The following is a 12,471-nucleotide window of genomic DNA, read 5'->3' as shown; positions in this document are numbered from 1 at the left end:
ACTGCGTCATGTCTTTTTTAAAAAATGAAATAGATACTATTTGCGCTATTTCTTCTCCTTCAGGCGAAGGAGCAATCAGCATTATCAGGGCATCCGGCGCAGACTGCCTGCATATACTTAAAAAAATTTTCAGGCCTTACCGCAAAGATTTATCCGATATAAAATCCCGTTTTTTATATATAGGACGCATTTTCGATTTTCAAACCGAATCTTTTGTCGACGAAGCGGCATGCGTTTTTATAAAAGGTCCGAATTCGTATACCGGAGAAGATATGTTTGAAATATATCCTCACGGCGGAGTATTTAACACCAAATATATACTGGAAATAATATTAAAATCGGGCGCAAGGCTTGCATATAACGGAGAATTTACCAAAAGAGCCTATCTGAACAATAAAATTAGCCTTGTAAAAGCAGAAGCTATTCTGGAAATAATCAAAGCTAATTCTTTAAAAACCTTAGTTATCGCAAACAACGAACTCAGCGGATTATTAGAAAAAAAAATTGAAAAAATTAAAGAAGATTATCTTTATATGCTTGCTTCCGTTGAAGCGTTGATAGATTTTCCGGAGGAGGAATTTGAAAATATTAATGCCGATTTTCTAAAAAAAGCAGAGGAGTCGGCGGAATTAATCTTGGAGCTTATAGAATCTTACGAGAATTACGAGCTAAACAAGAGAGGTTTCAGCATAGTAATAGCCGGACAGCCCAATGTAGGAAAGTCTAGTATATTAAACAAACTTTTAGATAAAAATAGAGCCATAGTTTCGGATATTCCCGGTACTACGAGGGATTATATCGAAGAAAATCTTTTTTTATCCAATAAACCCGTTAAAATTATAGACACTGCCGGATTAAGGGAAACGGAGAATGAGATAGAATATGAGGGAATAAAAGTCAGCTACAGCCAGATTAAAAATGCCGATGCCGTTTTATATGTTTTCGACGTTAACGATTTAACGGAGAATGAAATTTTAAAGGAAATATTGGAAGAAAAAGAAAACGTTGTTCCCGTAGTTAATAAATTAGATACCTTAGTTGTTAAAAACTTAAAAACGGTAGAAAATAAAATTATTAAGGAATTTAAGTTTACTAATAATCCTGTTTTTATAAGCGCCAAGACCGGTGAAGGTTTTGAGTCGATGAAAACGGCTCTGTATGATATTATCATAAAGTCTGAAAGCGGCGTTAAAGACGACGTCGGTATTACGACTATCAGGCAGAAAAACTTGCTTTTAAAATCTTTAAATTTTTTAGAAAGAGCAAAAGAAAAATTTAAAGAAGGTTCTCCTTTAGAACTGGTATCGATAGATTTAAGAGACGGCATTAAATCTCTTGATGAGATAATCGGCAGCGTAACCAACGAAGACGTTTTAGACGTGCTTTTCAAAGAATTTTGCATCGGCAAATAAAAACCGGCCGTTAAAAATTTATCGTTTCTATATTATAATAATATAGAAACGATAAATGAAAACTTTAAAACATATAATTTTGAATTATAATTCCGACTATGGAAAATAAAAATAGTATGAATAGTTTTGACGTAATAGTTGTAGGAGCGGGGCATGCAGGCATAGAGGCTTCCCTTGCTTCGGCAAGGATGGGTCTGAACGTTGCCGTTGTTACGATTAATTTGGACAACATCGGGCAGATGTCTTGCAATCCTGCTATCGGAGGGCTTGCAAAGGGGCATCTAGTGCGCGAAATCGACGCTCTCGGCGGCGAGATGGGTAAAGCTACAGATAAAACAGGAATTCAGTTTAGAACCCTTAATACGAAAAAAGGTCCGGCGGTCAGGTCGTCGCGTGCTCAGGCGGATATGTTTAGATATAAAACCTATATGAAAAAGGCTTTGGAATCTGAACAAAACCTTACGATTATTCAGTCTATGGTTGATTCGCTTATCGTAAAAAATGCAAAAGTATTAGGAATAGTTTTATGGACGGGGGAACAACTGTTTGCCGATGCCGTCATTTTAACGACAGGAACTTTTTTAAGGGGTCTGGTGCATATCGGTCTTTTTAACTATAATGCCGGAAGGGCAGGCGATTTTGCTTCTAATAAACTTTCTTTGAGTTTGATTGAAAGCGGTCTTGAACTCGGAAGACTTAAAACGGGAACTACGCCGCGATTGGACGGAAGGACTATAGATTTTTCAGAGCTTGATGAGCAAAAAGGTGAAGACGATTTTATTCCGTTTTCTATAGCGGATAAAAAGATAAATAACGAGATAAGCTGTTATATTACATATACGAACAAAAATACGCACGACGCAATTTTAAAAGACTTGGATAAGTCTCCTTTATATTGCGGCGTTATTAAAGGAATTGGCCCCAGATACTGCCCTTCCATAGAAGATAAAGTAGTCAGGTTTAAAGACAAAGAAAGGCACCAGATATTTTTGGAAAGAGAGAGTCTTGACTCGGTAGAATATTATCCTAACGGACTTTCCACCAGCCTGCCTTTAGATACCCAACTTAAATTCTTAAGGACTATAAACGGGCTTGGAAACGTAAAAATAATGAGGCCAGGTTATGCAATAGAATACGATTATATTTTACCTACCCAACTTAATTATTCTTTGGAAACTAAAAAAATAGAAGGACTTTTTTTGGCGGGGCAGATTAACGGAACATCAGGTTACGAAGAAGCTGCAGTTCAGGGTATAGTTGCCGGAATTAACGCCGCTTTAAAGATAAAAGGAGAAGAACCTTTAATATTAAGAAGGGATGAGGCATATATAGGCGTTTTGATAGACGATTTAATAACTCTCGGCACTTCAGAACCATACAGAATGTTTACGTCTCGCGCCGAATACAGACTGCTTTTAAGGGAAGACAATGCGGATTTCAGGCTGTGTGAATTCGGTAAAAAAGCCGGCCTTTTAGACGACGAAAGATATTTTATATACAAAGAACGATTAGACGGTTTTAACAAACTACTTTCATTTTTAAAGACTTACGAAAAAGGAAAGTATTACGACCTCTTGAAACGTCCGGACATTTATTTGGAAAGTATCGCTCCGCAATTAAACGAAGAACTAAATAAATTTAGCAAAGATATAATGAACAGAGTAGAGCTTTTTGTCAAATACGAGGGTTATATTTCAAGACAGAAAGAAGAGATAGGCAGGTTAAAAAAATTTGACGATTTTAAGATTGAAAGCGGTATGGATTTTAATTCTATTCCTGGATTGTCCATAGAAGTAGTTGAAAAACTAAATAAAATACGTCCCAAAACTATTTCGGAAGCAAGCAGGATTTCAGGTATAACTCCCGCGGCGGTCGGTATTTTATTAATGAGATGCCGAAAATAAAATTAAATTAAAAAATTAAATATGTTTCACATGAAACATAAAGCATTTTTATAATATTTTTTTCTTGACATATTTTTTTTAAAATAGCATACTTATCTTATATTATGTAAAAAATAAGTTAATTAAACACAGGAGGCTGTTTATGCGAAGTGAGCCCGACAGTAGCGATTATTGTTTAAATTCAAAAAAAATCGATAATGGCTTTAATACTTCATTGGCTTTAGAGTGTTTATTTAATTTTAACTTTCCTTTATAAACTTTGTTATCTTAATATTTCTCTCTTTCTAATGAACGGTTAAAGCTGTTTATTAAGAAGGAGACTAAATATGAAAGATATTTACAAAGAAAAACTCGACAATCTTCCTGTAGATATTAAACTTAGAGCGGCAGACAGGCTTAAAATCCATCTTATGAGGCAAAAATACGGGTATTTTTCCCGTTTGTGCCTTTTAATGGCGCTTATCGGTCCAGGAATACTCGTTATGATCGCCGACAACGATGCCGGCGGCGTTATGACTTATGCTCAGACCGGTTCAATATTCGGAATAGGTTTTTTTATTCCGTTTATGATAATAATGCTGCCGGTAGCTTATATTGTACAGGAGATGACCGTTAGGCTGGGTGCCGTAACTCACAGAGGGCATGCCGAAATGATATGGAAAAGATACGGAAAGTTCTGGGGGGCTTTTTCTTTAATAGACCTTATCATAGCAAACGTATTGACGCTGATAACGGAGTTTATAGGCATAACTATAGGTATGCGCGTTTTTGGAGTTCCGCCGCTTATTTCTTCGGCAGCGGCCGTTATTATTATAGCTTCCATTCAGCTTTTTTTACGTTATTGGGCATGGGAGTGGATTAGTTTAAGTATAGCAGCGTTTAACCTTATATTCGTTCCCTTAGTTTTTTTTGTTCCTCATTTGCACTGGGGAGCGGTTGCGAGAAGTTTTGGAACATGGCATATACCCGGAGGCGTTACCTCGCTTTTTATATATGTAGTTCTTGCAAACTTAGGCACTACTATAGCTCCATGGATGCTTTTTTTCCAGCAGTCTTCCGTAGTAGATAAAGGCCTTACGGTCAAAGATATAAGGGACGGACAGTTAGACACGTTTATAGGTTCCGTATTTATGGTAATAGTCGCTATAGCCATTATACTTATTACGGCGGGAACCGTTTACGGTATGACTAATACGCCTAATTTAGACATACAAACCATTCTTTCGGCAATCTCTTCAAAAATGGGACCTCTTGCTATGAGACTTTTTGCTCTTGGATTAGTAGAGGCCGGTCTTATAGCAGCTATAGCAATATCCGCAAGCACTTCCTGGGCTATGGGGGAAGCTTTCGGCTGGCCTAAAAGCATCAATATGCCGCCGCTTCAAGGCTGGAAATTTTATCTTCCCGGTATAATAAGCCTTTTGATCGCAGGAAGTATAGTTTTAATACCGAATGCGCCTTTAGGTTTTTTAAACTTAACAGTCCAGGTAGTTGCTACTATTTTTATGCCTGCGGCCATGATGTTTTTGCTTTTGCTTTTAAACGATAAGGAGATAATGGGCGTGCATATAAATAAACCATGGCAGAATATATCGGCGTTTACAATAGTCGGATTTTTAATAATAATGAACTTCTTGTATGGTTTAACGGTGGTATTCCCGCATTTATTAGGATGACTGTAAATAAATTCAATAAATTGATATAATTTAATTTTAATTGTAAGAGGCGCAATATGAAAAATAATAAAAAAAATTCTAAAGATATTGATCTCGACGAAGACTGGGAAGATTTTATAAAGGAAGAAGGGTTAATAGATTATAATAAAATACCGGTACAAAAAGCCGAAATTAAAGGATGGGTGCAAATAGCCTTTTGGTTTCTTAGAATTTATATACTCGTAATGATTATAATGGTAATTATCGGATTTTCAAGAATACATTAAGGACGATTAAATGGAAATAAAATATTCGGTGTGTCCTCACGACTGTCCGGATACATGCGCTTTAAGGATTGAAATCGAAGACGGTAAAATCGTAAAAGTGGCGGGCGATCCATCTCATCCCGTAACAAAAGGGGTTATCTGCGAAAAAGTAAGAGCTTATCCTGAACGCATTTACGGAAACAGGATACTTTATCCGATGCGCAGGACGGGGAAGAAGGGTGTCGGCGCATTTAAAAGAATAAGTTGGAATGATGCCATAGATGAAATTACCGGACGTTGGAAAGAGCTTATTTCTAAATATGGTTCTGAAAGTATTTTGCCCTATTCCTACGGCGGGACGGAAGGCATAATTAACAAAGCAAGTATGGACAGGCGTCTTTTTAATAAAATCGGCGCTACGGCTCTTGACCGCACTATATGTTCAGCTGCGGGAAGTCTGGGGTATCAGCTTGCTTACGGAGAGTCTAAAGGGGTAAATCCTTTAGACTCCGTTAATGCAAAATTGATAATATTCTGGGGAATAAACGCTTTAGAAACAAATATGCATCAGGCGCTTTTAGCCGAAGCTGCCCGTAAAAACGGCGCTAAAATTATAGCCGTAGACGTTCACCGCAATAAAACGGCAAAATGGGCAGACGATTTTTATATGATTCTGCCGGGTTCGGATGGAGCGCTTGCTCTGGGAATTGCGCATATTATATTAAGAGATAATTTGGAAAATAAGGAATTTTTAGAAAAGTATTCTTTCGGATTTGACGAATTTCGCAAAAAGGCGCAGGAATATCCGCCAGATAAAGTAGCAGGCATTACCGGTCTTTCAAAAGAGCGAATCGAACATTTAGCAAAATTATATGCAGAAACTAAACCGTCGTTTTTAAGAATAGGAAACGGACTTCAGCATCACAAAAACGGCGGTATAAATACATGGCTGATTTCTTTACTTCCGTCTTTAACAGGGGCATGGTCGGATAAAGGCGGAGGAGCGTTAAAATCTAATTCCGGATATTTTCCTTTAAACGAACAAGCGTTAAAAAGACCGGATTTAATGAAAAATGCAAGCAGAACGGTAAATATGGTTCAGCTTGGAAAAGCATTATGCGAACTTGGCAGTCCTCCTATTATGTCGTTGTACGTTTATAACAGCAATCCTGCAGTTGTAGCTCCCAATCAAAACTTGGTTATAAAAGGTTTTGGAAGGGAAGACCTTTTTACGGTGGTTCACGAGCAAACCATGACGGATACCGCAAAATGGGCGGATATTATACTTCCGGCAACTACGAGCTTTGAACATTCAGACCTTTACGTAAGCTACTGGCATACTTTTATTCAGTGGGCAGTTCCGGTTATACGGCCTTTAGGAGAGGCTAAGCCTAACATTGAAGTATTTAAACTTATTGCTAATGCTTTAGATTTTAACGACGAATGTTTTTCGGATACGGAAGAAGATATAGCGCGCATGGCTCTTGACCTTCCTTACTGGAAAGAAAGAGGAATAACTTTTGATAGGCTTAAAAAAGAAAGAGTTATTAAAATCGAGACGGAAGACTATCCTTTTAAATTCGATAAACTAAAAACTTCTTTTTGTAAAATAGAGTTTAAAAGTACAAAAGTTTCGGCTTACGGACTTTCGGAAATACCGCAGTACAATCCTATAAGAAATTATCCGGAAAAATATAGCAATGAAAACGCCTTCAATAAAATAAATTCTAATTACCCTTTAATCTTCGTCAGTCCTCCAAACCACTTTTTTTTAAATTCGTCTTTTGCCGGAGTCGCTTCTTTAAAAGCAAAAGCCATCGAGCCTTTTTTAGAAATTAATCCTGAAGACGCCGAAGCCAGAGGCATTAATGACGGAGATTTAGTAAGGGTAGAAAACGAGCGGGGCGGGGTGTCTATAAAAGTTAAAGTCGTAAATTCCGTTCTGCCCGGAGTAGTCGTTTCGGCAGGTTTATGGTGGAAAGACGATTACGCAAACGGTTCGGGCGTAAATGCTCTGACTCCCGACGATTTATCGGATATAGGCGGCGGCGCCGTTTTTTTTTCCTCACTTGTCGAAGTTAAAAAAATCTAAAAAATGTTCTTGCTATTTTTTAAGCATTTGCTATAATTAAAAAGTTTTGACTTTAAATTATACAATATGGAGGATTAAGTTTTGATATTAAATGGATAACCTTAAGCATAAAGGGATATTCAGGTATTTTTTTAGTTTTCTGACCATTTTATCCGCCGCGTTTTTTACGGTTTTAAGCATATACTATTTTAAAAGCGAATTTATACTGCAATCCTCTTTTATAAATTTTTCCTTCAAATTTGACGCTCTTTCCCTGTTTTTCGTAATATTCATATCTTCTATTTCACTGTTTATTTCTATTTTTTCTATAAAATACGGGGATAAATACGACGATAAACCTTCACTGTTTATATATTCTTTTTTATTTATAATATCCATGCTTATTCTCGTTATAAGTAACGATATGCTGACCTTTTTGATTTTTTGGGAATTGATGTCCATTTTTTCTTTTCTTTTGGTTATTTATGAAGGAAACGAAGAATCCAGAAAAGCCGGTTTTTTATATTTTTTAATGACGCATATAGGCACTATTCTTATAACCGCCGCTTTTATAATGCTTTATTTAAAAACGTCGTCTTTTTCTTTCGATTATTATAAAGGCGCGGCGGGAATTATAATACTGGCGGCGGCAATAACCGGATTTTCGATTAAAGCGGGCATTATACCTTTTCATACATGGCTGCCTTACGCCCATCCTGTTGCGCCCGCCAATATATCGGCCGTTATGTCAGGCGTTATGGTTAATATGGCTATATACGGTATTTTAAAATTTTTATTCGTTTTCAGTTCAGGGTCTGACTCGTTTCTTGGAATCATACTTCTCGTTATAGGCGCTTTGTCCGCTCTTTTGGGGATTATGTACGCCATGGCGCAGAAAGATATTAAAAAACTGCTTGCTTTTTCCACTATAGAAAATATGGGAATAATTTTTATGGGAATCGGCATATCGTACTGGGCGCGTGTAGAAAATTTTAAATCGCTGGAATATATTGCAATGATAGCAGTACTCCTGCATATAATTAATCACGGCTTAAGCAAAAGTTCACTTTTTATGGGTGCGGGCTTGATAGACAAATATACGCATACTAGAAATATGGAAAAACTCGGCGGACTTTCAAAAAAAATGGCGCAGTTGTCGGTGCTCTTTCTTATCGGTATAATGTCTATTTCGGCCATGCCTCCTTTAAACGGTTTTTTAAGCGAGTGGTATTTATATATTTCTTTAATAGGTTCGGTTTTTACGGGCAACCTGTATATGGTTTATTTTTCGATAATATCCATAGCGCTTCTGTCACTTGCAGGAGCCGCCGCAGGCGCCGCTTTTACAAAATTATTCGGAATAACTTTTCTTGGGAAACCGAGGACTGCTAATGCCGAAAATGTAAAAAAATCCCATATTGTAGAAAGAATAGGAATTGCCCTGCCCGTTGTTTTATGTATTTATATAGGAGTTTACCCTTATCAAATAATATCGAGCTTAAACGCCGTAATATTTTATCTGACGGGAGGAACGGTAAATCCAAATCCGTTTACCGCAGTCAGCGCCGTAAAAGTTCATTCGTTTTCCTTATATGCGCCGTCTATTATAGCCGCTGCGTTTATCCTCCTATTATTAATAATTTTTTTCTATTTTAAAATATTCGCTTCCGATAAAAAAAGAGTGTTTGAAACATGGGCATGCGGGCTCGACGAGAAGAATCCTAAAGCTCAGTATTCCGGCAGCGGATTTTCCTCGAGCATAATGAAAGTTTTTTCCTCTTTTTACTCGTCGGTTTCGGAAATAGATTTTGAAAGGGACGTAAAAAAGTATTTCAGGTCTAAGTCGGTTTATACCGAAGAAGTGAACGATATAGTCGAAAAATATATATATATTCCGGCGGGAAAATTATATTACAAGATATCCGAAATTTTTAATAAAGCGGTTAATTCGGCAAATATAAACGTTTCGCTGGGATATTTATTTTTAACTTTAATCGTCTGCATTATCATTTATATATTTATAATAAGATAAAAGATAAAAAAACAAAAATTATGAATTTTAACGCTCAGCATTTAATAATAGGCTTAATTCAATTTATTATAATAGTTATGCTTGCGCCCTTTTTTGCAGGTTTCATTCATAAATTAAAACAGCGTGCAAGAGGTCAGAAAGGAATAAATATATTTCAGTTTTATATAAATTTTAATAAATTATTAAAAAAAGAGCTCGTTTTATCAAAAGACGCGACATTTATATCTAATATATCTCCTTATATAGTTTTTGTAACGTATTTAATTATATTATTAATGCTGCCTGCATTTTACAGATATTCTTTGTTCGGCATATCTTCCGACGTAATTTTAATCGCTTATTCTCTTGCTCTTGCGACTTTTTTTATGACTCTTTACGCTATGGATCAGGGCAGCGCTTTCGGCGGGCTCGCCGCCAGCAGGGAATGGTTTTTAACGGTCCTTTCGGAGCCTTCTTTAATATTCATTTTTATATCGCTTGCCATCTTCACAAAACAGGGCAGAATTACCGATATTTTTTACGTAATACAGAAAGGAGCGGAAAACGCCTTTTTGACGGGCGCCGGTTCAAGCGCCGTATCCGTTGCTATACCTTTTTTACTTTTTATTTCGCTTTTTATCGTAAGCATATCGGAAAACGCAAGAATTCCTATAGACAATCCTGAAACCCATCTCGAACTTACCATGTTTCATGAAGCAAACATTTTAGAGGCAAGCGGAAAACATCTGGGACTTTATGAATACGGAAGCTACTTGAAACTTACGGTTTTTTTAACCATAATGTCTCTTATCCTGTTTCCTTATATGGCCGTAAATATTTATCAAATCCCGTTAGCTTTTATAATTTACGTTTTGAAGATGATAATATTATGTATATTTATTGCCGGCGTAGAGATAGTTAACCCCAAAATGCGCGTTTTCAGGGTGCCGAACATTCTTTCCGTCTCGTTCATATTGTCTTTGATAGCGATGATATTGTCGATTAGGAGATTTTAAAAATGATAATGGAAAAAATAGCAGAACTTTTTATTATTTTAATACTCGTTTCGGTCGTATTAAACGTAAGTTCGCCTTTTATAAAATTTGCCATAAAGTTGTATTCTTTTCAGTCTCTTATGCTTGCATTTTATATTTTAATGGGGGCGGTTCATTTCAACTCGATAAATTTATACGGTTCATTTGCCATTACAATAATTTTTAAGGTTATTTTAATTCCTTATTTTTTATTCAAAACCCTTAAAAAGGTTAAAATGGATAAAGAAATAAATATGTATATAGGCATACCGGAGGCTGTCGTCTTTGCCGGTTCTTTAACTTTGCTTTCAAATTTGATAGCTCAAAAAATTATTAAAACGGGCATTACTTTCGGTTCTTTCGTGTTTACGATATCTCTTGCTACGTTTTTAATAGGAGCGATGCTTATGATAACAAGAAAAACTTTATTTTCGCAGATTCTAGGATTTTTAACGATTGATAATGCAATTTTTTTGGCGGCAAACAGCATTACTCACGGAATGCCGCTTTTAGTAGAACTGGGCGTACTTTTCGACCTTTTCGTCAGCATACTTATATTGTCGCTTCTAATATTAAACTTAAGGAGAAACGTTGCATCATAAACTTTTAGATTTAATATTAATACTTCCTGCGGCGGCCTTAATATTTTCAATTTTTACCGACGTATTATGGATGTCTTATCTTCAGCTGGCGATATCCGTCCTTGTATTCTTGACGGTCGGCGTAATCGCAGTTTCTTTTAATTCAATCGCGTTTTTTTTAGGAGGGTTTTTCTTTGTAGATTATATTAATTTAGTCATACTAATAACCGTTTCTACGCTTGAACTATTCGTAGCGTTTTATTCTTTTGGATACGTCAGAAGCGAAATAGCCGGCGGCGTATCTAAAAGAAAATTTAAATTTTATTATTTTTGGAAAAATTTATTTATTTTCAGCATGATGGTTTCGATATTGTCTAATAATCTGGGTATTTACTGGACGGGACTGGAAGCCACGACGCTTGCTACGGCATTATTGGTTTCTTTTAACAGGACGAAAGAATCTTTCGAAGCTACATGGAAATACGTTATTATGTGTTCTGTCGGCATTGCCATAGGGCTTTTTGCCATAGTTATTTTATATTTTACTACTTCGCAGGTTTACGGCGAAAGTATGCGCTCTTTATCTTTTATTAATATTATGCAGGCGGGCGCAAAATTAGACAAAAATTTTCTTATGCTGTCTTTTATTCTTGCGCTTGTAGGATTTGGAACGAAAGTAGGTTTTGCTCCTATGCACAACTGGCTTCCGGATGCGCATTCGCAAGGTCCAAGTCCGGTCAGCGCTTTATTGTCGGGAGTTTTGCTTAATACCGCGCTTCTTGGTATTTTACGGTTTTATCAGATAAACGCCGCCGCCGGCATACATTACCCTAGGTATTTTTTAATCTGCTTCGGGTTTTTAACAATTTTCGTATCGGCTTTTTCGATAATAAAGCAGACCGATTACAAACGGCTTTTTGCATTCTCTTCAATGGAAAATATGGGTATTATAGCGCTTGGTTTCGGCATAGGCGGAATTGCGGTTATAGGAAGCCTGCTGCAGATTTTTTTTCACGCCTTGAATAAGGGGCTGCTTTTTTTATCTTCGGGAAACGTTCTTGCGGCTACCCATGAACGAAGAATAGATAAAATAAGAAATTTATCCAAAAATTTTCCTATTACGGGAATAGTTCTTCTTTTCGGGGCTATGGGAATCAGCGGCATGCCGCCTTTTGCTATGTTTCTTGGAGAAATCTACATTATGACCGGCGTTTTTAGAACAGATATCTGGTTGGGGTTTTTAGTTTTTATCCTGCTTATTTTCGTTTTTATAGGACTTTTCGGCAAGGTTCTTAAAATGTACGTCGGAAAAGCAAATACAGGGGACGAAGAAGAAGGCGGCGAACTAAAAACCGACGGTGCGGGCGCATCTCATAAAGCGGTTAGCGAAGCGGGATTGCATCCTTTTATAGTCTATGTTCCGTTAATAATGTTGCTGTTTTCTTCTTTTCTGCTATTTTACATTCCGTATCCATTTTTGCATATAATAAAATCTGCGGCGGTTGAATTTGGAGGTAAAGTTAATTTTTTTAAATGA

Annotated in this window: 9 protein-coding genes; all 9 read left to right on the top strand. The window is 36.6% G+C overall.

Going from position 1 to position 12,471, the window contains the following annotated elements; all coding sequences use genetic code 11:
- Positions 1-8: 8 nt before the first annotated feature.
- The 9 genes from mnmE to EVJ48_00760 all read left to right on the top strand — a co-directional run bounded on the left by mnmE (position 9) and on the right by EVJ48_00760 (position 12,471).
- Positions 9-1,412: a tRNA uridine-5-carboxymethylaminomethyl(34) synthesis GTPase MnmE gene (gene mnmE / locus EVJ48_00800; protein RZV40493.1), complete on the top strand. Its 1,404-nt coding sequence runs from the start codon at positions 9-11 to the stop codon at positions 1,410-1,412.
- 116 nt (positions 1,413-1,528) lie between these two features.
- Positions 1,529-3,316, top strand: a complete 1,788-nt coding sequence (gene mnmG, locus EVJ48_00795; protein ID RZV40492.1) for a tRNA uridine-5-carboxymethylaminomethyl(34) synthesis enzyme MnmG — start codon at positions 1,529-1,531, stop codon at positions 3,314-3,316.
- Positions 3,317-3,642: 326 nt separating this feature from the next.
- Positions 3,643-4,992 (top strand): divalent metal cation transporter, encoded by a 1,350-nt coding sequence (locus EVJ48_00790; GenBank protein ID RZV40491.1) that lies wholly within the window; start codon positions 3,643-3,645, stop codon positions 4,990-4,992.
- A gap of 56 nt (positions 4,993-5,048) precedes the next feature.
- Positions 5,049-5,258 (top strand): hypothetical protein, encoded by a 210-nt coding sequence (locus tag EVJ48_00785; protein RZV40490.1) that lies wholly within the window; start codon positions 5,049-5,051, stop codon positions 5,256-5,258.
- Between the two features lie 10 nt (positions 5,259-5,268).
- Positions 5,269-7,329, top strand: a complete 2,061-nt coding sequence (locus EVJ48_00780; GenBank protein ID RZV40489.1) for a molybdopterin oxidoreductase family protein — start codon at positions 5,269-5,271, stop codon at positions 7,327-7,329.
- Between the two features lie 91 nt (positions 7,330-7,420).
- A complete protein-coding gene (locus EVJ48_00775; protein ID RZV40488.1) occupies positions 7,421-9,340 on the top strand; it encodes a hydantoin racemase in 1,920 nt (639 codons plus the stop codon).
- A gap of 20 nt (positions 9,341-9,360) precedes the next feature.
- Positions 9,361-10,335: a formate hydrogenlyase gene (locus EVJ48_00770; GenBank protein RZV40487.1), complete on the top strand. Its 975-nt coding sequence runs from the start codon at positions 9,361-9,363 to the stop codon at positions 10,333-10,335.
- A gap of 8 nt (positions 10,336-10,343) precedes the next feature.
- The gene (locus EVJ48_00765; GenBank protein RZV40486.1) at positions 10,344-10,955 is read left to right on the top strand and encodes a hydrogenase; all 612 of its coding nucleotides are present in this window, start codon (positions 10,344-10,346) and stop codon (positions 10,953-10,955) included.
- Positions 10,945-12,471, top strand: coding sequence for a hydantoin racemase (locus EVJ48_00760; GenBank protein RZV40485.1), 1,527 nt, complete (start codon positions 10,945-10,947; stop codon positions 12,469-12,471). Before EVJ48_00765 ends, EVJ48_00760 begins: the two co-directional genes overlap by 11 nt.

The sequence above is a fragment of the Candidatus Acidulodesulfobacterium acidiphilum genome, assembly GCA_008534395.1.
GTDB lineage: Bacteria > SZUA-79 > SZUA-79 > Acidulodesulfobacterales > Acidulodesulfobacteraceae > Acidulodesulfobacterium_A > Acidulodesulfobacterium_A acidiphilum.
Note: the sequence above shows the minus strand (reverse complement) of the source record. Positions and strands in the feature narration are given on the sequence as shown.